The organism is Leptospiraceae bacterium, assembly GCA_015075105.1.
In the GTDB taxonomy this organism is placed as follows: domain Bacteria; phylum Spirochaetota; class Leptospiria; order Leptospirales; family Leptospiraceae; genus JABWCC01.
This window is the reverse complement of sequence record JABTUZ010000001.1, coordinates 945,735-968,316: the sequence shown is the minus strand read 5'-3', so window position 1 is coordinate 968,316 and position 22,582 is coordinate 945,735. Positions and strand designations below refer to the sequence as shown.

General features: G+C 33.3%; 19 protein-coding genes. 11 read left to right on the top strand and 8 right to left on the bottom strand.

Translation table 11 applies throughout. The features are described from left to right. The first annotated feature begins 1 nt into the window (after position 1). Positions 2-2,842: a DEAD/DEAH box helicase family protein gene (locus tag HS129_04720; protein MBE7411358.1), complete on the top strand. Its 2,841-nt coding sequence runs from the start codon at positions 2-4 to the stop codon at positions 2,840-2,842. A 4-nt stretch (positions 2,843-2,846) separates the two neighbouring features. Here the strand turns inward: HS129_04720 and HS129_04715 are convergent, their stop codons facing one another. Further along, positions 2,847-4,052, bottom strand: a complete 1,206-nt coding sequence (locus HS129_04715) for an acyltransferase (GenBank protein ID MBE7411357.1) — start codon at positions 4,050-4,052, stop codon at positions 2,847-2,849. 207 nt (positions 4,053-4,259) lie between these two features. Here HS129_04715 and HS129_04710 point away from each other — a divergent pair, with 207 nt between their 5' ends. The 7 genes from HS129_04710 (at position 4,260) to HS129_04680 (ending at position 12,092) form a co-directional block, all read left to right on the top strand. Further along, positions 4,260-4,619 (top strand): hypothetical protein, encoded by a 360-nt coding sequence (locus HS129_04710; GenBank protein ID MBE7411356.1) that lies wholly within the window; start codon positions 4,260-4,262, stop codon positions 4,617-4,619. A 121-nt stretch (positions 4,620-4,740) separates the two neighbouring features. Next, entirely contained in the window at positions 4,741-6,060 is a 1,320-nt protein-coding gene (locus HS129_04705; protein MBE7411355.1) for a TolC family protein, read from the top strand. 15 nt (positions 6,061-6,075) lie between these two features. Next, a complete protein-coding gene (locus HS129_04700; protein MBE7411354.1) occupies positions 6,076-7,068 on the top strand; it encodes an efflux RND transporter periplasmic adaptor subunit in 993 nt (330 codons plus the stop codon). 2 nt (positions 7,069-7,070) lie between these two features. Beyond that, a complete protein-coding gene (locus HS129_04695) occupies positions 7,071-7,865 on the top strand; it encodes a hypothetical protein (GenBank protein MBE7411353.1) in 795 nt (264 codons plus the stop codon). Beyond that, the gene (locus HS129_04690; GenBank protein ID MBE7411352.1) at positions 7,862-11,116 is read left to right on the top strand and encodes an efflux RND transporter permease subunit; all 3,255 of its coding nucleotides are present in this window, start codon (positions 7,862-7,864) and stop codon (positions 11,114-11,116) included. Before HS129_04695 ends, HS129_04690 begins: the two co-directional genes overlap by 4 nt. Positions 11,117-11,184: 68 nt before the next feature. After that, positions 11,185-11,646: a hypothetical protein gene (locus HS129_04685; GenBank protein MBE7411351.1), complete on the top strand. Its 462-nt coding sequence runs from the start codon at positions 11,185-11,187 to the stop codon at positions 11,644-11,646. Next, positions 11,643-12,092 (top strand): hypothetical protein, encoded by a 450-nt coding sequence (locus HS129_04680; protein MBE7411350.1) that lies wholly within the window; start codon positions 11,643-11,645, stop codon positions 12,090-12,092. Before HS129_04685 ends, HS129_04680 begins: the two co-directional genes overlap by 4 nt. A gap of 35 nt (positions 12,093-12,127) precedes the next feature. On the opposite strand, the gene HS129_04675 is transcribed toward HS129_04680, so the two are convergent. The 5 genes from HS129_04675 to HS129_04655 all read right to left on the bottom strand — a co-directional run bounded on the left by HS129_04675 (position 12,128) and on the right by HS129_04655 (position 15,716). After that, positions 12,128-12,607, bottom strand: coding sequence for a WbuC family cupin fold metalloprotein (locus tag HS129_04675; GenBank protein ID MBE7411349.1), 480 nt, complete (start codon positions 12,605-12,607; stop codon positions 12,128-12,130). Between the two features lie 29 nt (positions 12,608-12,636). Further along, positions 12,637-13,998, bottom strand: a complete 1,362-nt coding sequence (locus tag HS129_04670; protein ID MBE7411348.1) for a hypothetical protein — start codon at positions 13,996-13,998, stop codon at positions 12,637-12,639. A 112-nt stretch (positions 13,999-14,110) separates the two neighbouring features. Next, positions 14,111-14,407, bottom strand: a complete 297-nt coding sequence (locus HS129_04665) for a hypothetical protein (protein ID MBE7411347.1) — start codon at positions 14,405-14,407, stop codon at positions 14,111-14,113. 214 nt (positions 14,408-14,621) lie between these two features. Continuing rightward, positions 14,622-15,368 (bottom strand): indole-3-glycerol phosphate synthase TrpC, encoded by a 747-nt coding sequence (gene trpC, locus HS129_04660; protein ID MBE7411346.1) that lies wholly within the window; start codon positions 15,366-15,368, stop codon positions 14,622-14,624. Positions 15,369-15,383: 15 nt separating this feature from the next. Further along, on the bottom strand, positions 15,384-15,716 hold the full coding sequence (locus HS129_04655) for an STAS domain-containing protein (GenBank protein ID MBE7411345.1): 333 nt from the start codon (positions 15,714-15,716) through the stop codon (positions 15,384-15,386). Positions 15,717-15,911: 195 nt separating this feature from the next. Here HS129_04655 and HS129_04650 point away from each other — a divergent pair, with 195 nt between their 5' ends. Beyond that, complete coding sequence (locus HS129_04650; GenBank protein ID MBE7411344.1) at positions 15,912-17,876, top strand: GAF domain-containing protein; 1,965 nt, start codon at positions 15,912-15,914, stop codon at positions 17,874-17,876. On the opposite strand, the gene murD is transcribed toward HS129_04650, so the two are convergent. Both murD and lepB read right to left on the bottom strand, forming a co-directional pair. Continuing rightward, positions 17,868-19,163 (bottom strand): UDP-N-acetylmuramoyl-L-alanine--D-glutamate ligase, encoded by a 1,296-nt coding sequence (gene murD, locus HS129_04645; protein MBE7411343.1) that lies wholly within the window; start codon positions 19,161-19,163, stop codon positions 17,868-17,870. The two genes, HS129_04650 and murD, sit on opposite strands and share 9 nt — an antisense overlap. 51 nt (positions 19,164-19,214) lie before the next feature. After that, positions 19,215-19,790, bottom strand: a complete 576-nt coding sequence (gene lepB, locus HS129_04640) for a signal peptidase I (GenBank protein ID MBE7411342.1) — start codon at positions 19,788-19,790, stop codon at positions 19,215-19,217. Between the two features lie 182 nt (positions 19,791-19,972). Here lepB and HS129_04635 point away from each other — a divergent pair, with 182 nt between their 5' ends. Further along, on the top strand, positions 19,973-21,697 hold the full coding sequence (locus HS129_04635; protein ID MBE7411341.1) for a SpoIIE family protein phosphatase: 1,725 nt from the start codon (positions 19,973-19,975) through the stop codon (positions 21,695-21,697). Between the two features lie 89 nt (positions 21,698-21,786). Beyond that, on the top strand, positions 21,787-22,569 hold the full coding sequence (locus HS129_04630) for a hypothetical protein (GenBank protein ID MBE7411340.1): 783 nt from the start codon (positions 21,787-21,789) through the stop codon (positions 22,567-22,569). Positions 22,570-22,582 lie beyond the last annotated feature (13 nt).

Below are 22,582 nucleotides of genomic sequence, written 5' to 3'. Positions count from 1 at the left end.
CTTGTCTGTTTCTCTCCAGTTAGATCTGGATTTTGCTTACCAAGAAAATGAAACTCGCTCAGGGCAATTTGCTTATATTGCATCTGCACCGGAAAAAGGGATTGGAAGAGTTTTAGAATTTCACGAAAATACTGTTCGACTGTATTTTCCTTATTTAGACTCTGAAGAATTTTTCAAATCTAACGAAGTTCAATTTTTTGACTATTATCCGAGTGCGTTATGCGAAACAGAAAATTTTGAGAATGAGATGAAAATGTCTCTTCTTGCAAGCAAATTAAAACTTGCTTTTGCTTACAATAAACTTTCTTCTCTTTCAAATTCAAGGACGAGACTTCTTCCCCATCAAATTGAATCTACTACAATAGTTGCTAATAGTTTTTCTCCGAGATTTATTTTAGCTGATGAGGTAGGATTAGGAAAGACCATAGAAGCCGGACTCATTATAAAAGAATTGGTATTTAGGAAAGGATACAAAAAAATACTCATCGTAACTCCTTCTCCACTTTGCTATCAGTGGAAAGAAGAAATGAAAAGTAAGTTCAATGAAGACTTTGAAATCATAAGAAGAAAAAATTTTTTAACCGAAGGAAAGGACAATTGGCAAAACTTTAATAAAATAATCACTTCTATAGACTTTATCAAAAACCCAAAATACTCCGAAGACATTCTCAAAAAAAAATGGGAAATTGTAGTATTCGATGAAGCCCACAGGCTAAGAAGGGATTATTCCAAAATTACAAGAGCCTATATTTTTGCAGAAAAGATTTCTAAGAAGTGCGAATGCCTGCTTTTATTGAGCGCAACACCATTTCGTGGAAAACTCGAAGAACTGTATTACCTACTACATTTGGTTGATCCGAATATTTTAGGAACATTTCAGTCGTTTACGAATGATTATGTGTTAGGAGCAAAATCAGACTTAAAAGATAAAATTAGTAAAGTTCTGCTCAGACGACGAAAAATCGAAGTTGGGGGATTTACAAAAAGACACGCCAAGACAGTAAGAATAGAATTGAGTGATGAGGAAAGAATTTTTTATGATGAAACAACCAATTATGTAAAAAGAGAATACAACATTGCGATGAATTCACAAAATCGAGCAACAGGATTTGTAATGATCGTATTTCAAAAACTATTAGATTCATCTGTCCATGCACTCCTGAACGCACTTACAAAAAGAAAATTTTTAATAGAGTCAAAATTCCACAACAGTCTAAGACAACACAGTATAGATTTTCAAGATTGGGATTTTGATGAAACAGAAAACGTAGAGGAATTAATCGACTCCTTGGAAGATTCTATTCCGGTAGACTTTCAAAATATCCGAAGAGAATTATTTACACTAAACAGACTAATCCATATCGGAAGGTCTATTTCTGAAGACAGAAAAGTAATTAAACTAAAGGAAACTATCGTTAAATTAAAAAAAGAAGGCCACCATAAATTTATTATTTTCACCCAGTTTAGAAGTACTCAAGAGTTTCTTGCTGAATCTTTAAGCGACTTTGATACGATTCTATTTCACGGCTCTCTAAGTTCAGAAGAAAAAGAGAAGGCAATCTATACATTCAAATCGAGTTCCGAAATATTAATATCAACAGAAGCGGGTGGCGAGGGGAGAAACCTTCAATTTGCAAATATACTGTTTAATTATGATCTGCCTTGGAGCCCTCTTAAAATTGAACAACGAATCGGAAGAATCCATAGATTTGGTCAAAAAACCGATGTTTACATATTTAACTTCGCAAGTAAAGATACAGTTGCAGAAAGAATTCTTGATGTTCTATCGAATAAGATACGATTGTTTGAAGAGTCTATTGGAGAATCAGATGCACTACTCGGAACAATAGAAGATGAGTTAGACTTTCAATCTAACTTCATGCAATTCATTACCGGAAGAAAAACTTCAAAAGAGATGGAAGAAGAATTAGACAACAGAATTCAAACAGCAAAAAAGGGTTTTAAAAAACTCAATGAATTATTGACTCCGAAAGTTTTGGATTTTAACTTACAAGACTACTACAGCCATACAATAGACGATAGATCAGTAAACAATTCTCACCTTGAACTGTTTATGAATCTATTTTTACAATACTTTCCTGAAAAAATTTCCGGATCACTACAATTGAAAGAAAAAGGAGTTTACTTTCTTAACTACAACAATAAAAAATCTCTATCTACTTTCGATTCTGAAATTGCACTTCAAAATGAGAGAATGGATTTTTTAGCGTTTGGTCACCCACTTGTAGAGAGTTGCATAGACTCAATCTTGAAATCAAAATATGGATATAAAAATATCTGTATTCGAGGAATCGACAGTTACACAAAAAAAATCATATTTATATATTTCGTGAAGTATTCTTTTTCTATGACACGTACAGAAATGTATTATATCGAATTTAATATAAAAAACCAAGAAATAAAAATCCTTCAAGATATTCCAGAAATTTTTCAAAATACAAAAATACATGAACCGATTCGTATAGAGCCAAAAAAAATCAATATTGAAAAGCATTTTCTGCAAACCCGGAATTTCCTGGAAAGCATTGCAGAAAATAGAAAGCAGGAATTAGAAGAAGAAACAATTAGCATATTTAAAAAAGAAGAATACAAATTAGAAATCAGTTTCAAAAGGCAACTTCGTCAATTAGAAGAAAAACTAATGAGACAAGAAGCAAATTTCAAATGGGAGCCTAAGCCTGAAAAAAAATCTTCTATAAACAGAACGAAAAATGAAATCATACGCTTGCATGAAAATTTTGAAAAAGAAAAAAGAAAGATTCGAGGTGGGAAGACAATTTCCTACAAAATAGATTTATTTCAAGTGTATATAGCTAATTGAAAGACTATTCACTACGATTCTTGTTGACTAACCGGTCTCGAATTAAAAAAAAAGGAACTTCTATCAAAGAATAAGAAAGCAGAGAAATAAATAGTGTCAGAAAGAATCCTTTCATAGAATGGCTAAACACATACCAATACAGATTGTCCATTCCCTTTGCCGAATTTATAGTTTTACCGAATATGGCTCCGAAAACTAAAATATGCCATATATACATAGAGTAGCTTAGTTTTGCCAAAGGAACCCAGATTCTTAGATTTAAGAATTTTGACCAATTGGATACAGTCGTTAAAGAAAAATATACAATTAAATAAAAGCCAATATGAAGTGTATTGAGATAAAATACTTTTGAGAAAATATTATCCCCATAGCTTAGAGTATGGATTAAAAATAGAAGTAGAAATGAGCTTGGTAAAATTATATTTCTGTAAGGAATTACTTTTTTATTATCTTCTATAAATATAGAATATGTTTCAAAAAGAATGATCCCAACGATTATAGAATCAAATCTTGTGAATATGGATTTTGCAAAGAATAGATTTGAACTTTGAATAATCTGAAAATATAGAATTAACCGAATGAGCATTGGTAAAAAATAAGCAAATAAAAGTAAATATATCCTTTTTGTTCTATCGAATCGAAGTAGAAATATTGCCAAAAAAGGAAAAATTAAGTAAAATTGCTCTTCTACAGATAAAGACCAAGTATGTGGGTGAAAAGATTCAAAAAAATCAGAAAGGTATAAAAAATCGAACCGAATAATATTTGTATTTTCTCTGATTAAGTAGGCTAAAATAGAATCAGAAACGCTAAGAGGGGACTTTTTCTCAATTGCAAATACGGTGAGCCTTGCAACAAAAAATGTTATCGTCAAAAAGAAGTAGTATATCGGAAAAATCCGAAACCCTCTTTTTGTGTAAAATCTTTTGAAATCAATTTCCCTCGAAGCTGAATACTCAGTGTATAAAATTTTATAGATTAAAAATCCGCTAAGCAAGAAAAAAAGATCTACACCCGATACCAAATTCTCCATAAAATGACCCAAATAGCTATTTTTTAAACTATCAGAAAAAATTACTACCCCTACAACCCATATATGGCATAGAATAATAATTAACATAGAAATTGCTCTAATCCCGTTCAATTGCTGAATTTCTTTTGAGTCCCGATAAAACAGTAATTTCCAGTAATCCGAATAGGTTTTTTCCATAAGATAAAATTCCTTATTTCTTTCTTTATAAACCTTAATTCTGTTGACATTTTTTATTGCAATTCAAACAATGCTTACAGTTTAAATTTTTATGAAAAGCACTCTAATAAAAAGTTTTTCTTTAAAATCTACAAATATAAATACTCAAGTTAAATATTTATTTACAATCGGTGAAAAAATCACTTTAAGGGTATTTACAGGAAAGTAATGAAGCTAAATTGGATGATTCAAAGCCTCTACATCAAATTGATTGCTTTTGTAGTTGTATCCACACTGATTTTTTTTAGCATTGCATCATTTGAAAAGACTTCTTACCATAACGATATTCATATCATAAATTCTAAAAACCATACCTTGGTTTTGTCTGACTCATTCGCTACCCTCCAATCATGTTTTTCCTTTAGCGAGAGAAATTACTTTGTATCTATAAATTTTTACCAAGATGAAAAACTCACATTTTCAATCTTGACTGATACGGTTCAATTCCTTATCACTGAAACCCAATCTGAATTTTCTTTCCTTTTACAAAATCGATTTATTAGCATCCCCCCTCCCCTCTTTACCTGATTCAGTTTTTATAAACTGGTATAAATTTTATACCTTTAAAAACCTATTGGGGGTGGTGTATATTTTTAGTAGAGTCTTAAAACAAAAATACAATTTAAAAATATGGAGACTTAGAGTTTTCATGTATTTGGTATTTGTATTATCTTTTCGTAGTTTTGCTGTAGAAGTTTCACCTCCTTTGGACAAAGAAGTCAAAAAAGAAGAATCTGAAACTACATTACTCGCTAAACTCTCTCTATCAAAAGCAGAAAAATTATTTGTTAAGAATAATTTATTGCTACTTTCCGCAAAATTCCAAATCGATGCAAAAAAAGCTGCGATCTTGCAAGCAGGACTTTATGCAAATCCAAGCATTGGAATCGACCAAGGTATTTTCCGAGACGGAACGGATAGATATTTTGATACCACAAGATCTGGACAGACTGCAATTCAAGTTCAACAATTATTTTTACTTGGTGGAAAGATTGATAAAAGAATAAAAGTAGCAGAAATAAACAAAGCAATTTCCGAAGAGATGTTCTACGATTTACTTAGGGCGCTAAAGCTACAACTTAGAACAAGCTTTTTTCAACTGTACTACCTAAAGCAAGCAATTGGTTTTTATGATGAAAGTATTGTAGCCTTGCAGAAAACTGTCAGTCTTGCGGATAAGTCTTACAACAACCGTGCAATCCTTTTATCGGAGTTGCTAAGATTGAAGGCACTGGTATTTTTTCTTTCCAACGAAAGAACTGAACTCATGGTTCAATGCAAAGAAAAAGAAGCCAATCTAAGAGTCTTGCTAAATAGCAGAGATTTGGATAATTTAGAAATATCTCCAATTATAGAGTCTAACGTTTTAGACAATATTCCTTTAGATGGACTAAAAGTTTCCAATTTAATTGACATCGCATTTGAAAACAGACCCGATCTCAAAATTGCAATTCAAAGCGTAAAATTGGAAGAAGCCAACATTCAATTGCAAAATGCAAATGCGATTCCAGACATTGCTTTTGGTCCATACTACAATAGGCAAGGGACTGCATATCCAAATTACTGGGGTATGACTGCACAAGTGACAGTTCCCATCTTTGACAGAAATCAAGGAAATATTCAAGCAGCAGAAAAAGCACTCCTCGCCAAAAGAGCAGAATTACAGAACACCCGAATTCAAGTAGAGCACGATATTTCCATCATCTATTCCAAAGCGATTGAAAAAAATACATTGTACAATACCTTTAAAGACAAATTCACCGAAGACTACAAAAAACTTTCTATCCAGATGATTAAAAACTATGAGAAAAGATATTTAACAATTATAGAATTTGCAGATTTTTTTGAAACGTATAGAACAAGTATTTTACAAATGATCAAACTTCAAACCGACCGTGTAGAAGCAATTGAAGGACTCAATTATTCAGTCGGAAAAAATATCTTGAATATTCAAAGCACAATGGAGTGAACCATGAATACATCTATGAAAAATAATTCAAAGCAAAAGTGGGTCTTTATTTTGGGTGGCTTGTTGTTAGTAATTATTGCAACTTATTTTCTTTGTCACAAAAAGGCGAGAAAAAATACTCCCAATTCATTAACAAGACCCCAAGTGACAGACAACGGTCAAAAGATTTCTTTTCTTCCGGGGAGCAATGGACTTCAACAAATTGAAGTTTCTAAATTTGACAAGACTTCAGAATTTATATCTGTAGGTGCACCAGGAAGAATTATTGCGAGTGTATCCTCGTCTCTTGGTGGAAGAGGAAAAATTATTCTATTTGAATCTCCAGAAATAAATACTCTTTATGCAAATTACCAACAAAGTAGAAATGCACTGAATCGGTCATCCAAGAATTTAACAAGAATTAAAGATATGTATGCCAACCAAGTAGCTACAATGAAAGATATGATTGAAGCTGAAACCGATTACGGTAATGCAAGAGCTGAATTTTCCGAGACAGAGGGAAAACTAAGAGCGCTTGGTTTTAATCCTGTTGAACTAGGCTCGGTAAAAACGAATACGATTATTTTAATTTCAGATATACCTGAGAGTGATCTGATAAATGTATCCAACGGCAAGGAAGTCAAGATTACTTTTACATCATTTCCAAATGAAGTTTTCAAAGGGAGGTCTGATGCGATAGGCGATAACGTCGATCCTCTGACAAGAACCGTTAAGGTTAGAGTTTCTATGGCGAACAAAAATAATCAATTCAAACCTGGAATGTATGCACACATAGAATTTAGCGAAAAAGGAAAATCGAATGCGGTAATTCCTTACACTTCCATAGTAACCGTTGAGGGAAATACCTATGTGTTTGTTCAAACAGAGCCGGGGGTGTTCATTAGAAGAAAAATACTTTTGGGTGATTCTGGAATAGATAAGGTAGGAGTAATAGAAGGATTGCGTATCGGAGAAGACGTTGTGACAAAAGGTGCAATCCTACTCAAAGGGCTTAGTTTCGGTTTCTAAAAATGAAATTTTTAATTTTAAATATATTAAATTACTGCCTACCTTCACTTCTAATACTATTTTTTTCTTTGAACCCTGTTTTATCTCAAGAGGAAAGACAGAATAATGAAAAAGAATATATTGAAAACAATAAAAAAATTGTTGAAGAGTTGAAGATAAAGAAAAGTGACGAAAAAAATACCAACATCAACTCAAAAGAAGAAGTAAGACAAGCTGTAGAAGAAAGTGTGAAGTTTCCAAGGCCTACACCTGAAAATTTTCTAACCATCGGGGCTTCAATCGGTAACCCGGCGAGTCTCAATTTCAATTTAAGTTATATGTTTAGAAGTGTAATTTTAAGAGGCTCGGGTATGATTTACAATAGGCATTGGAACGGTGGACAAGTCGATATAGGATTTGCATTTCATAAGACCCCCGTAGTCATTCAAAGTTTTTCTATTGTGGCAGGAGACTTCAACGTAAGTCCATTCAACCCTACACCTGCCCAAGGTGGTCAACCAAACTATGAATTAAATTATTACCCGGGTTATAACCACAACCCGATCACCCTTCAAGACTATTTTATCAGAGATAAGGTAAGGTCTATAAATCCAGAGCTTGCAGCGTATTTAGAATATCAATACAACCAAGGGAAAAAAGCGTATCTTCACCAAAGTTATATCGGCATAACCTATGATGTTCGTCTTGGTGGATTTTTTCTTCAATTAGGAATCGGAACAGGGAGAGGTGACTACCGTAACCCACAACTACTTTTCCAGCTTGGGTACATGTTTGATTTTGGAAGGAATAAACAATGATCATTCGTTTTATCGGTTTTGCAATTAAATATAGAATCGTAACTTTAGTTTTTGCTTTATCTATCTTCGTTCTTGGTACTTGGGCTTGGATTGACATTAGAAAAGAAGCGTATTCAGATATTGCAGATACCCAAGTCAGAATGGTAGCAAAATTTCCGGGGAGGGCTGCTACAGAAGTGGAAGAAAGAGTTACACTCCCTATTGAAAGGACGTTAAACGCTATCCCAAGAGTATTAATCAGAAGATCAAGAACTATCAATGGACTTGTAGTATTCCAATTTGTATTTGAAGATGGGACAGATGATTATTTTGCGAGAACAAGATTACTCGAAAAAGTAAAAGAGGCAGATATACCTCCGGAAGTAGAGCCTCAACTCGCACCGATGAGTTCACCCGTTGGAGAAATTTTTCGTTACGTAGTGGAGTCAACCGAGAACCATACTCCTATGGAAATTCGTACTATTCAAGATTGGGTTATCATGCCGAGGATGTTGCAAATTCAAGGAATTGCAGATGTAGTAACTTTTGGAGGATTACCCAAACAATACCACGTAATCACTACACCAGAAAAACTCATTCGTCATAAGTTGACAATTAGCGACGTAATTGATGCAATTCAAAGAAACAATCTAAACACCGGTGGAAATATTTTATGGCAAGGAGACCAAGGTTTTCCTATTCGCTCACTCGGTGCAATTCGAGAAATTTCTGATATTCAAAATATTGTTCTAAAACAAGAAAATGGCGTACCTATCTTTATTAAAAATATTGGCTCAGTAGAAATCAATCATCCTATTCCGAGTGGTGTACTCGGATACACTTTTCAAAATGACGAGATTGGAAAAACAGACGTTGATTCATCTGTTCAGGGACTTGTGGCAATGAGAAGGTGGGGTGATACAAATGAAATGGGAGAAAGAATTCGTGCCAAGGTAAAAGAAATTAACGAGAACTATCTACCCAAAGGAATACAAATGAAAACTTCTTACGATAGAAGTGATCTTGTAAACTACACCCTTCGCACTATTGGTATGACTCTTTTTGAAGGAATTTCTATTGTAACCCTTGTTTTAGTTTTTTTTATCGGTAGCGTAAGAGCTTCTTTGGTAGTCGTTGCTACGATTCCATTTTCCATGCTTTTTGCGTTTATCCTAATGCAATTTTCAGGAATACCTGCAAGTCTTTTATCACTCGGTGCAATTGATTTCGGGATAATAGTAGATGGTGCCGTTATCATGGTAGAAAATATTATGAGAAGATATAGAGACGCAACTCGTGATGAAAAAAATATGGGAATTAATTTTTTCACTACTAATGCAGCCTCCGAGGTTGGACAAGAAATTTTCTTTTCTATCGCTATTATTATTTTGGCATACCTTCCTATTTTTAGTTTTGAAAGAATCGAAGGAAGATTATTCAAACCTATGGCGTTTACGATTTCTTATGCAATCCTTGGAGCCATGATCTTTGCACTCACTGCAATTCCTGTACTAATGACTATTCTTTACAGAAAATATTTTGAGGACGCAAACCCCGGTCCTATTGAATGGCATAATCATTTTTACGACTGGGTAGAAAAAAAATACAAAAGATTGATTTCCTATTTAATTCTCAAATCCAAAAAAACAGTATTAGTCGCGATGCTTATAGTCGGTTTAGTGATTACTATTGGTATTTTTAAACTTGGGTCAGAGTTTTTACCGGAGCTTGACGAAGGTGGATTTACAATTAGAGCTTTCTTTCCTGTTGGAATTTCTCTACAAGGCGCAAAACAATACCCCCAAAAAATGAGAGATGTAATCTCAAAAAACGAGCAAGTGAATGTCATTTTAACCCAATTAGGTAGAAACGATGACGGAACAGACCCACTCCCTGCAAATCGTTTAGAAATTTTTATTGGTTTAAAAGATTACAAAGAGTGGAATGAAAAAATCACCAAGCAACAATTACTGATAAGACTTCGAGATGATTTAGAAACCACATTCCCCGGAGTTCGATTTAGTTTTTCTCAACCGATTATGGACAATTTGTCTGAAGCAATTATGGGAACGATTGCCGATCTGGGGGTATTTGTAATCGGGAACGATTTGAATATTATGAGAGATATTTCCGAAGAAGTGCTGAAGCTGATTGCAAGCATGGAAGGCGCAAGTGAATTTGGAATAGAACAAGAAGCAGATTCTCCTCAACTCAATATTAAAATCAATCGAGAGGCAATTGCAAGATACGGTATCAATGTAAGTGAAATTCAACAAGTGATTGAATCTGCAATAGGAATGTCAAGAATTAGCACATTATACGAAGGGCCTTGGAGATTTGGAATTGTAGTTAGATATTCTAACGATTACCGATCTACAATCAGATCAGTAAAAAACATCCCAATTATTTCTTCAAAAGGAGAAAGAATCCCACTTTCTAACCTTGCTCAAATCGATTTAGTTGATGGACCTACCATGATATTTAGACAGCAGGGTCGAAGAAATATCACGGTTAGAACAAATATTCGTGGCAGAGACCAAGGAGGATTTGTAGCCGAGCTTAGGAAAAAAGTTGAAAAAACCATAAAACTACCAGAAGGGTATAGAATTGAATATGGTGGGCAGTATGAAAATCTTGCACGGGTTGGGAAAAGGTTAGTAATGGTCATTCCGATTACTATTCTGATTATTTTTAGCGTTCTATTTTTACTCTACAGAAATCTAAGCTATGTCGCCGTGGCTCTTTCTTGTATCCCACTTTCTTTAATCGGAGGAATTGCAGGTTTACTTCTCAGAGGGTATTACTTCAATGTATCTGCAGGTGTAGGCTTTATTTCTCTGTTTGGGATTGCGACTATGGCGGGTGTTCTATACGTATCTCGAACAAACCAGATTTTACGAGACCACAAAGATATTTCTATTGAAGAGGCTGCCGAAAAAGCTGCTATAATCCAACTTCGACCTATGCTAATGACGATTCTTTTGGCACTACTCGGTTTAATACCCGCAACCTTGGCTTCTGGAGTAGGCTCTGATGTCCAAAGACCTCTTGCAACTGTGATTGTAGGCGGTCTAACATCGGCAATGATTTTGGTTTTAACAGTTTTGCCTTCTTTGTATTTACTTATAGTGAAAAAGTCGATTTCTTCAGAACAGACTTACGCAACAGAAACGTATTCTTATGTAGATAGGATAGGGATTGAGGAAGAAGAGGCAGGTGATAAAAAAGACTCAAAAAATTCTGCAAAACAAAGACGAAAGAAAAAGAAATAACGCTATTTTTGTATTTCACTTTACAGTTTTAAGGGAAGATTCAAAATGCTGGTGAAAGAAGAGAAACAATGGCTGTTTTTAGGGTAAATTTATACAATACTTTTGAAAATGCACTCAAAAGGCGTGCGTTCTCAGCTCCAAGCAAAACCAATAGAGAATACAATGATTTTAGTGATTTATCTCATTGGTCCGAGCTTGAGAAAATTAAAAAAGGAAACCTACTTCTATTGTGTCGTGGGATTTACCAGATTTGGTCTATTGCCTTTGCTACTGATGATTGTCGTATTACCAACGTGGATGCGTTCAGAGAAGAAATGCGTTACGAAAGAAATGGATTTCGCTATGTCAATTTTAAAGTTTACAAAGAATTAGTTCAACCAATTGATGGAAAGATTTACTTTGATAAACTATTTGAAAAAGAAAATCCTTTTATAGAGCCTCACCTTTGCATGCAATTGAATCCTATAACAAATAGATTAGGAACTTTTAATAAAGCCATTAATCACTTACTGGAAATCGTACAACAATGAGCGTTTATAGAATTAATTTATTTAACACTTTTGAAAATATTATTTCAAGAGGAGCTTTTTCTGTTCCAAGCTCTTCTCACCCTGTTTTTGAAAAACATGAAGAACCCAGTTGGAAAACTGTTGAGGATATCAAGAAAGGAAATATTATTTTTCTGTGTAGAGGAGTTCGTCAAATATGGGGAATTGCAATCGCATCAGATGATTGCAGAATTACAGACATAGACTCCTATAAAGAAATAATGAAATACGAAGACAATGGTTATCGTTTTGTATCTATTGATATTTATAGAGAATTTCAAGCTCCGATAGACGGAACAATTTTTTTTAAAGATATATTAGAAAATAACCCGTTCGAGGAAAATATATTTTGTTCAAAACTAATCTACTCTCAAGAAAATGAATCAGAATTTAATGAAGCTATAAATAAGCTACTCTCAACCCACTGATATATTTTCTACGTTTACTCATAAGTCAAAGAAACCTACAGGCAACCAAACAAAGATTCCAAGTATTCCAAATATTTCTGAACACCTTCGCTTTCTTCTTCCGGTGCCCAACTTGCAAAAAGTTTATCTTCACTTGGGTTGTAGGGGCCGGATTTCCCTTCAAAACAGACACAATAATCTGATAAACAAATTGCCGAATGCCATACGTTAGGCGAAACATCAATACCATAAATAGGTCCCTCCGAAGAAACCAAGTATTTTTCGGTAATTTTTCCAGAGTCATCAAATAAGAAAAATCCAAAATTCCCTTTAAGCGAAATAAACGTCTCCGGCTTCGGCGGTTTTGAATGCTTATGAGGGCGAATATAAGTCCCCCGAATCAGTACATTCAAAAATCTTTGATAGACTTCACTCAAATCATGGAAATTGTAATTGGCTCTTTTCCTTTTTGAAGTTTTTGCCTTTTCGATTGTTTCTTGAAACAAATCTAAAGATATAATTTTTTTATTTTGCATGAGATCCTTAAAAATACTACTCGGATAGTTTATTCTACTAAACTTTGAAGTTTTTTTGTTATTTTTTGCAGAACTTGTGAAATTGCCTTGTTCTCATTTTCATTTTTTATTCGAGACAGAATATTTTGAAACCCATCTTCCACTTCATCTACCTTAGGCATTCTCTCAAAAGAATTCAAAATATGGGGCCATGCAGACTTTACCAAGTTCAATATTTGTGGGGGCAATTGTTTAAACTCCATAATACACTCATCTTGGATTATTTTAGTTTGTTTAAATATTTCAATTCTTCTCTTTAAGTTATTTAAAGAATCTTCTGTTAAATTTGTCTTGTCCGAAATATTCCGAAACACATTTCCCCAGTTGACACTTTCTCCTTTCAATTCTCTTGCAGTATAATTTCTTATTGAAACAAAAGACCTTTCAATTTCAGAGCTTTGGCTCAACCAGTGATTGTAACCTTCTGTATCTTTAGCGGCTTGATAAGACTGAATTATTTTTAATAAATTGGAATATTCTTTGAATAAAAAATCATCTATAGGATCTTTTATTTTTTCAGGAACTTGAGATAATAAAAAATCCAAGTCAACAACCTCATTTGCGCTGTTTTCTGGAAGTGATTGAGTTGACCCGTCTTCAAATTGCAAATCTTCGATAATTTCTAATTCTTCCTTTTCTTGCTTTTTATCTGCTTTGGTGGGAAGAGGAATATCTGCCGTACTGATAAAATTGTTTGGATTTTGAGCTTCTAATTTTATTCCTTGCAGTTCGTTTCCATACAATTCAATTATTTCTTTTAAAATTGATTTTTCTGGCTCTCTTACAATCACTTCCACTTCTTTTTTAGTCGTTATCTTTTCCGAAGAAGACTCTTCAGCCGAGTAACTCTGAGACTCGATACGATTGCCTGTAGTAAGATCAACAAGAACAACCCTACCCTCTTCCTTAACAAACTGAATATTTTTTAATAATTTCTCCCCAAATAAACTATTCAATTCTTCTAAGATACTGTTGAAGTTTTTCTTGTTGCCTTGTTCGGTTGATAATTTCTCAATCTCTTGACTTTTTAATTTTGCTTGAACCTTATTTAATATTTCTAAAAAATTATTGTTTAAATACTCCTGAAGGTTAGCTTGATTCATTTCCAGAAAACCCGCAAAGTTTTTGATGTTTTCAAAAAAATGGTCAGACTTTTTTATATTAGAAAGCATAAAAGATTTTATTCTTTGAGAAAGAGAATCTGATTCTGCTTTTGGTAGTTTCTTTCTTTCTATCAGTTGGCTAAAAATTTGTACGTGTGCATGGTAGTAGGATAAAAACTCACCGTAAGGAGTAAATACATACTCCCCGTGAGCGTTTTTTTCCAGTACTTTTTTTGATGAATCCGACATTTGGAAATATTTTTAAATTCAGGGGTTTTCTATCAAGTAAAAACTAATCTATTTTACAAGATTCAAAATTCTAAATTTGTAAAAAGATGCAAGTTTAGTTTACCTAAATGCTCTAACATTCTTCTCTTATACAATATCGAATGAATGTATTGCAAGTCGCTTCTTCAGTGTATCTAACTAAATCATAGTCTAATCTAGTGGAACGAAAAAAATTAGAGCTGTCGAGCCTTTCTCTGATTTCTTTTTTTATATGTCCCCTTGCTTCGCTTCGCCTATTGTAAACAGAGGGCACTGTCATCTCATTTTTATAAGACAATAGTCCGTTTCTATAAATAGAAACTGTAATCTGGATTTTGTATTTCTTTTGGTTGGCTATTTTAGGTTGAATTTGTTCGATTTCTGAATTCATTTTAAATACGCTTGTATTTAATTTATCGACCTGCAACATAGCCAATCTTTATAAAGGATCTCTATAATTTTTATAAATGCTGCACATGTAAAAAAACCTTTCATGGAAATAACTATACTTAAAATACTTGGGGAAATCACAATTTACTATCGAAAAAATAATTCATTTTTTAAGTTTTTATAGGAGTGTCACGAATAAAAATATTTTTTTTCGACTAATTTTTTAATAAATTAGAAAATGAGTTGGCTATATCAGAAGATTGCATAAAGTAGGTCCCGATTAGTACATATCGAGTGTATTTTTTAATGCCCAGGTAGTCTTCCTTTCCGTTAATCCCAGACTCGGCAACTTTTAAAACTGAATTAGGGAGTAATTCTGTTAATTCTTGAATCAGACCCTTATGGATTTGCAAAGTATCTAAATCTCTGGTATTTATTCCGATTATTTTTGCACCGGAATTCAAGGCTATTTCTGCTTCATTTTTATTGTGTATTTCCACTAAAACTTCAAGTCCTAGTGTTTCTGCATAACCAAGAAGTTCTTTCAATCTATTTGAATCTAAAATTCTAACTATTAAAAGAATTGCACTTGCCCCATAAAATATTGCTTCCCTGATTTGTTTTTCATCTATAATAAAATCTTTGCGTAAAACAGGGATCGAAACTGAATCTGATACATTTTTTAAATCTTGTAAAGATCCTTGAAAAAAAAGTGAATCTGTTAGAACAGATACAGCCGATGCTCCACTCTTTTCATAAATTTTTGCAATTTCAGTTGGGTTGTAGCTATTTACAATCACACCCTTAGATGGGCTTGCTTTTTTACATTCTGCAATGATTCCTGATTTTTGGAAAAGAGAATCTGAAAATGAATATTTTACAACAGGCAGGTTATCGTAATTTGGAATACTTTGGATTTCATTCCTTTTTGTATCAATAATTTTTTGAAGAATCGAAGATATACGGTTAACCCAAAATTAAAATGCAGCAAGCGCCGCCTCTTCAGATTCAAAAATATCGAATAGAGAAGTTAGTTCAATCACATCAAAAATTCTCTTTACAGAGGGTTTTATATTACAAATTTTCAACATCCCTCCCTCAGTATTTAATTTCCTGAGTATAGAAATACAAGCTCGAAATCCTGAAGAGGACATGTATTCCACTCCATCCATATTCAAGAGTACTTTCTTATGTCCCCCCTCATCTATTAGGCTAAGAAGACCTTCCTCAACTTCATTGGCTACCGATACGTCTAAACGACCTTCTAAAAAGACAATTAATTTATCACCTGCAATTTTATGGTTTAACAAAATCTAAAACCTCTACAATTAAACTTGTATCCTTCACTTATCCTAAATAAGCGGTTTTTGTCAATTAGAACTTTAGAAATGAGCAATTATTCTTATAAAGCTATTCAATATTTTTTTCAAAATTGCAAAAAAAAGTTCTATTTTAATTAGTTGACCATGAATGCTTTAGGCTACTCATTGAAATTATAGACTATCATGCAGAAAAAACAATATATTGTAACAGACAATACAAATTTAGAGTCTGACCTAAATCTGTATGGTAAGAAAATTCAAGCCGAGATAGTCCCCTTATCCTCTTTAAATCGAATCTGTCAAGAAAATGACGATAATTTTGTACTTTTAGTATTTTATATTGAAAAGGAGTGTTTAGAAAAAGAGCATACTTCTATTCGGGAGACTCTAAAACTCCATCCTTTGGTGATGTCAAGATTTGTGATTTCTGCCGAGATGAACTATGAAGTTACAAAAAACTATTTAGAACTCGATCTATTTCATTCTATTGTCCCAAAAGAAGCTCCAGTTTTTTTCTTGGTGAAAAATCTCATAAATGCCTTCACCCATTTACAGATGGTTACAGAAAAATTTGATATGCAGCACAGAATTAACACCAGCTCAAATGAAATTTCAAAATTAACTCGAATCGGGATCAGCCTGTCTAATGAAAAAGATTTTACCAAGTTACTTAGAGATATTCTTTACAGCGCAAGGGAAATTTCATTGGCTGATTCAGGCTCATTGTACCTTGTTGAAAAAGACGAAAATGGAGATCCTCAAAATCTAAGATTTAAAATATCAGCTCTTGAGTTGGACAGTGGAGAATTCATTCTTCCGATTAATAAACAAAGTATCGCCGGCTATGTTGCAGCAACAGGAAAGACCCTGAATATCCCTGATGTTTACAAACTCACAGGAGAAGCAGAATACAAATTCAATCGTATTTTTGATTCTGTGAAAAGCTATCACTCCAAAAGTATGCTTGTTGTCCCGATGAAAAATTATTGGGATGAAATTGTTGGTGTAATTCAACTGATAAATAAAAAAAAGAATTTCAACAAGAAACTAACTTTAGAAGAGATGAAGGGAAATAGTGTTCTTGCGTTTGACAGATATTCAGAAGAGCTGGTGATGAGTGTCGCCGGTCAAGCAGCCGTAGCAATTCAAAATAACAACTTGATAAAAGACATAGAAACTCTATTTGAAGGATTTGTCACTGCATCTGTAAGCGCAATTGAAGCACGAGATCCGACTACAAGTGGTCATTCTTTTCGAGTTGCCAATCTTACAACTGCATTAGCTGAAACTGTAGATAGAATAGACGATGGCGTTTTTTCTGAGATAAAATTTACCAAGGCGCAGATGAAAGAAATACGTTATGCGTCATTATTGCACGATTTTGGAAAAGTTGGAGTTAGAGAAAAAGTATTAGTAAAAGCCAAAAAATTAGAAGAGTATGAATTAGAGCTAATTAAATGGAGATTTTATTATCTTCAAAAAGATTTAGAAGTCAGATTTGAACAAAAAAAAATAGATTATCTAAAAAGACAAGGAACAGAAGGCTACAAAGAATACGAGTATGTGGTCAACATGGAATACAAAATGGAGACCAGAAAACTAAACGAAATGCTTGAAGTGATTATTTCGTCTAATGAGCCGACTATTTTAGAGCAATCGAACTCTCAAAGATTAGAAGAACTCTCCAGAATGAAATTCAAATTTATAAATGACGATGAGATTCCTGTAATCACACCTGCTGAATACAATTTCTTAACTATCAGAAAAGGCTCACTTGACTTTGAAGAAAGAAAAGAAATTGAATCCCACGTAGAGCACACTTTTCAATTCTTGAGTAAGATTCCTTGGACAGGAGACTTAAAAATGATTCCGTCTATCGCCCATGCTCATCATGAAAAACTAAATGGAACCGGATATCCGAGAGGATTGTATGCGGATGAGATTCCAGTACAATCTAAAATGATGACGATTGCAGATATTTACGATGCACTTACAGATAAAGACAGACCCTATAAAAAAGCTGTGCCTATCGACAGGGCTTTAGATATTCTTCGCATGGAAGTAAAAGATAACCATGTTGATTCTGATTTATTAAAAATTTTTATAGAAGCCAAGATTTATGAAAAAGTAAATAAATCATTAGCTTAGGTCTATTCTACGATTTACCAAATCTTTAAAATGGTTTCCCCTTTCTTCAAAATTTTTATATTGATCAAAACTTGCACAGGCGGGAGAAAATAGGAGATATTTTGAATTCATTTTTTCGGAAATTTCAAAGCTATTATCCACTACTTCCTTTAAGTTTTCTTTTACTATCAGGTTTACCCCAAGAATATCCCGAAGCGGTTTTTCCCAACTACTCACTGCCTCTCCGTAAAGAAATACAACCACATTTTTTGTTTGTAAAACCTCCAGCATGGGGGATAGTTCTTCTTTTTTCGGAATCCCGCCCAAGATCAAAATAAATGGAGTTTTTTTATCAAAACCTTTCAAGCCGGCAAGCATGCTATGAAGATTAGTTGACTTGGAATCGTTGATAATTTCTAACTTACCGATTTTTTTTACATATTCAAATCTGTGGGTTAAGCCCTGAAAAGTTTTGATTTGCTTTTGGATATTTGTAGGATGAGAACCAATACTTTCTGCAAGTAAAATTGCACAAGCAAGATTGCTAAGGTTGTGTCTTCCCTTCAAAACAAAATTTTTTGTAGAATAGGTAAATTTCTTTGTACGAATACTATTCTCTTGTTCTAAAATTAGAGCATCGGTTAGGAGTTCTTCACCAAAACTTTTTTGAACAAAGTTGTAATTTTTAATTGGAATTTTTTTTCTAAATTCATCACTTGTTATGTATATTTTCTTTGGGTTATCAAAATCCAAAATTTTTAACTTTGCTTGTAAGTAGTTGTCCATAGTCCCGTGTCTTTCTAAATGATCCGGCGCAAGATTTAAAATCGTACAGGCGACAAAATCAATCGGCATAGAATCTTCTAATTGGTAGCTGGAAAGTTCTAAAACTGCAAAATCCAATTTCTCTTCACAAAATACAGTGAATGGAACTCCTAAATTCCCTCCAGCTTTTGAATTGGGAAAATCTTCTTTTATCAAATGCCATACAAGACTCGTTGTAGTTGATTTACCGTCGGTGCCTGTAACACCAATAATTTTACCTGTAAAAAAAATACACCCTATGTCAATTTCAGAAAAAACAGGAACGTTGTTTTCTCTCGCTGCAATTAAAATTTTATGACTCGGATGAATCCCCGGACTTTTTACGATGATTGATTCTTCAAATTCCATAAAATTAATTTCGTCCGACAAATATCCATCAAATGGATCGCCCTCTATTTTTTTCTTGTCTATTAAATAGATTTTTTTTCCGTATTTTTTTAAAAGATTGGCAGCAGAAATACCGGAGCTTCCACCACCGAATATATACGCCTTGGAGAAAGTTTGTAAAAATTCATCCTGTCGAATATGCAAATTTCAGAATACCATTTTCCCAATAATTTTCTCTTCTGAAATCAGACCAAGCTCTCTGGAATCCAAACATTCATCTCTATTATCGGAAAGTAAAAAGAAATTTCTGTCTTTTACAAACACTTCTTCGATATTGTCTCTACCGGAAAAAGATTTTGGAAACATTGTGCGTTTATCGGTAAATTGAATTCCTTTTTTTTCTTCATCAATCAAGTTCATGTTTCTGAAAAGTTTTTTATTAGAAATATATATCCTATCACCAGATTTTCCTGCAATTCTGGAAAGAAAGGTATAAGTTTCATTCAGTGGATTTTTTGATAATACGACATCACCTATTTTAAGATTCCCGTGGTTGAAAAATGGAGTAATGAACACATACTGACCTTTTTTGATCGAAGGCTCCATTACACGATCTGAAATCTTGATAGGGTATAGTAAGTAATTTCTAAACAACAAAGAAATGATAAACCCCAAAATACAAGACAGAAAAATACGAATCGCTACTTTTCTGTAAAATTTCTTTTTATCTCTGGCAGAAGTATTTTCTCGTTTAATGTAATATTTTGAATTATTCTTTAACATGGATATTTCAATCTAATCAAATTTTAAAATACACTAAATATTTAAAAGAAGATTTTTTTTTTATTGAAGTAAAAGTTGTTCTTGAATTCATTTAAGAATAGATTTTTATGAATAAATTAAATATAAACTGCCAAACTAACAAAGATAAATCTATTTGAAACTTTAAATAGAAGGAGAATTTATTGAATCAATCAAGGCTTCTGAAGAATATTGCTGAAACCATTGTCCTTATAATTGGATACACAGCTGCTGCCAAAATTGGTTTTTTCTTAGCTTTTTTCAATTCTCAAGTTTCTCCAATTTGGCCTCCTGAAGGTGTAGGGCTTACCGCTTTCTTACTTCGCAAGAATAAAGCCTTTCCGGGGATTTTCTTAGGAGCATTTATTGCTAACTATTTAAACAATCCACACATCCCAACTGCACTCATCATCGGAGTTGGGAACACACTTGGAGCCTTTCTGAATTCATTCTTGTTTTTAAAAATTACAAATTCAGAAAACCCACTAAACAATTCAAAAGACCTTTTTAAATTTTTACTTTTTTGTACAATCCCGGGTTCTACTTTAAGTGCATTCAGTGGAGTTAGCTCACTTCTTGTGTGGGGTTTTGTTGCACCTGAAACTTATTGGAACGTCTGGATTACTTGGTTTTCAGGAGAAATGCAAGGCTTTATAGTTGTAGCTCCATTTCTAATGTCCCTACTATCTATAGAGTTCTCTAAAATTCGTTTTAAAATTTTCCTTGAAGCGATAGGAATTTTTTTACTTGTTTTGATTGCTGCGAGAATTGCATTCCACTCTTTGAAGTATCCCATCTCTTTTCTTCCCTTTCCATTTTTAATTTATGCAACTTTTCGGTTTAAAAAAATTGGAGCTACAACTTCCATTGTCTTACTCTCCGGAATTGCAGTTTACAGAACGATTAAAGGAATGGGTCCATTTGCAATTTATGCAAATGATTCACTGTCTTTAAATGATTCATTAATTTTTCTAAATACATTCATTGCGGCGATTACTCTTATGACCTATTTGATTTCCACTGTACTTACAGAAAGAGAAAGAGCACAAAACAACGCACTAGAAAATTTCACTATGCTTGAAAAGTTAAAGGACGCAGTAAACTACGAGCTTGAAAGAAAAGTATATGAAAGAACTCAGATTATAGAAAGGCAAAAAGAAGAGCTGGAAAGACAAATCGAAATGGCTCAATCCATCCAATTATCCCTTCTGCCAAAAAATATACCGATTCTACCGGAAGTAAAAATTGCTTATAAATATCAGCCAATGATGAAAATCGGTGGAGATTTTTTTGACATTAAATATACTCCGAGTAAGAATTCTTTAGGGCTTTTTATCTGTGATGTGTCGGGTCACGGAGTACCTGCTGCATTTATTGCCTCTATGGTAAAAATGTCTTTAAGTAATTGGTATGAAAATACAGCAAAGGTTACAGAGGCAATGGATTGCATTTATGAAAATCTACAGGATAAGTTAGGTGCAAACTTTATAACTGCGAGTATTTTAGATCTGAATTTAACCACAGGTGAAATGAAGTTGGCAAGAGCCGGCCACCTACCGTTTATCGTTATCAAATCCAACGGCTCTGTTAAAACCTTGCTGCCCAAGGGAAGAATTATTCTATCTTTCCTAAACCCTGAATGCGAAGAGATGACTGACTATTTAGAAAAGGGTGATTTACTCATCCTATTTACGGATGGAATCACTGAAATAAGAAGCCCCGAAACAGGAAAAATGTTTTCGGAAGAGCGTTTCATGACAATTTTATCGGAGCAAAGAAATGAAGATATATCTGTTTTGTGCGATTCTATTTTTGAAATAGTCACTCAGTTTTCCGGTGGTTTAGAAATATTAGAAGATGATTTGACTTTATTAATTCTTAAATTTTAATTGTATATAATTTGAATAGATTATTTTTATCGAAAAACAACCATTAAGGAAAATCAAAATTCAACCGAAACTATTATTAGGATAAAGAAATGCAGAGATTTATCATTATTATTTTAATACCTTTCATTCATTTTTCTATATACTCCAATCAAAACCAAAAAAAATCAGAGTTAGTATTTCCTGACGAAAAACCTATCGAGGGATATTGGGGTGAAGCTGAATCATTAGAAACCTCTAAAGATTTAAAAATTATAGAGGATATTAGCGAAGAAGCATCTACTAAAAAGATAGAAAATGCTCGTAAAATGTTCAACCTTTCTCTATCTATTTTTAAATCTTCAGAAATTCAAATTCAAAATAAAAAATCAGAATACGAAAAAGAAGTAAATTTAGAAGATAAATATACATGGCAAAAAAAAGCAAGAGAGAACAATCGAGAAAAAGAACTTCGTAAAATTACCATAGACGCAAGACAAAATTCAATAATCCCCTTAGTCAAGGGTATGAATTATCTAGACAAAATTGAAAATCCTATTGTGAAGAAATCTCCGATCTATATAGATTTAAAAGCCAGCCTATTCAGAGAATACATCAAGCACCAGTTTGCTCTAAAAAGTTATAATCTTGCAGTTGATATGTTGGACAGGTACATTGAATTATCCGATAAATATGAAGCAGAGGCAGAACCTCATAAAATTCTTGCAGCTTGTTTAGAAAAGCAAGAAATCCAAGCTAGTAAATACAAAAAAGATGCTCTTGCTTTTTCAATACGGTCAAAAAAAAATCACCACTTAATGCGATACACTGAATTAGCCTTTGGAAAAGGCTCTAACCAATACAACAAACTTGCAGAAAAAGTAAGTCGAGAATAACTTCAAGCCAAAA

Bases quoted from the DNA above. Each gene is read 5' to 3' on its own strand.
- HS129_04715 (MBE7411357.1), bottom strand. From the start codon at position 4,052: ATGGAAAAAACCTATTCGGATTACTGGAAATTACTGTTTTATCGGGAC.
- HS129_04710 (MBE7411356.1), top strand. From the start codon at position 4,260: ATGAAGCTAAATTGGATGATTCAAAGCCTCTACATCAAATTGATTGCT.
- HS129_04705 (MBE7411355.1), top strand. From the start codon at position 4,741: ATGTATTTGGTATTTGTATTATCTTTTCGTAGTTTTGCTGTAGAAGTT.
- HS129_04700 (MBE7411354.1), top strand. From the start codon at position 6,076: ATGAAAAATAATTCAAAGCAAAAGTGGGTCTTTATTTTGGGTGGCTTG.
- HS129_04695 (MBE7411353.1), top strand. From the start codon at position 7,071: ATGAAATTTTTAATTTTAAATATATTAAATTACTGCCTACCTTCACTT.
- HS129_04690 (MBE7411352.1), top strand. From the start codon at position 7,862: ATGATCATTCGTTTTATCGGTTTTGCAATTAAATATAGAATCGTAACT.
- HS129_04685 (MBE7411351.1), top strand. From the start codon at position 11,185: ATGGCTGTTTTTAGGGTAAATTTATACAATACTTTTGAAAATGCACTC.
- HS129_04680 (MBE7411350.1), top strand. From the start codon at position 11,643: ATGAGCGTTTATAGAATTAATTTATTTAACACTTTTGAAAATATTATT.
- HS129_04675 (MBE7411349.1), bottom strand. From the start codon at position 12,607: ATGCAAAATAAAAAAATTATATCTTTAGATTTGTTTCAAGAAACAATC.
- HS129_04670 (MBE7411348.1), bottom strand. From the start codon at position 13,998: ATGTCGGATTCATCAAAAAAAGTACTGGAAAAAAACGCTCACGGGGAG.
- HS129_04665 (MBE7411347.1), bottom strand. From the start codon at position 14,407: ATGAATTCAGAAATCGAACAAATTCAACCTAAAATAGCCAACCAAAAG.
- HS129_04650 (MBE7411344.1), top strand. From the start codon at position 15,912: ATGCAGAAAAAACAATATATTGTAACAGACAATACAAATTTAGAGTCT.
- lepB (MBE7411342.1), bottom strand. From the start codon at position 19,790: ATGTTAAAGAATAATTCAAAATATTACATTAAACGAGAAAATACTTCT.
- HS129_04630 (MBE7411340.1), top strand. From the start codon at position 21,787: ATGCAGAGATTTATCATTATTATTTTAATACCTTTCATTCATTTTTCT.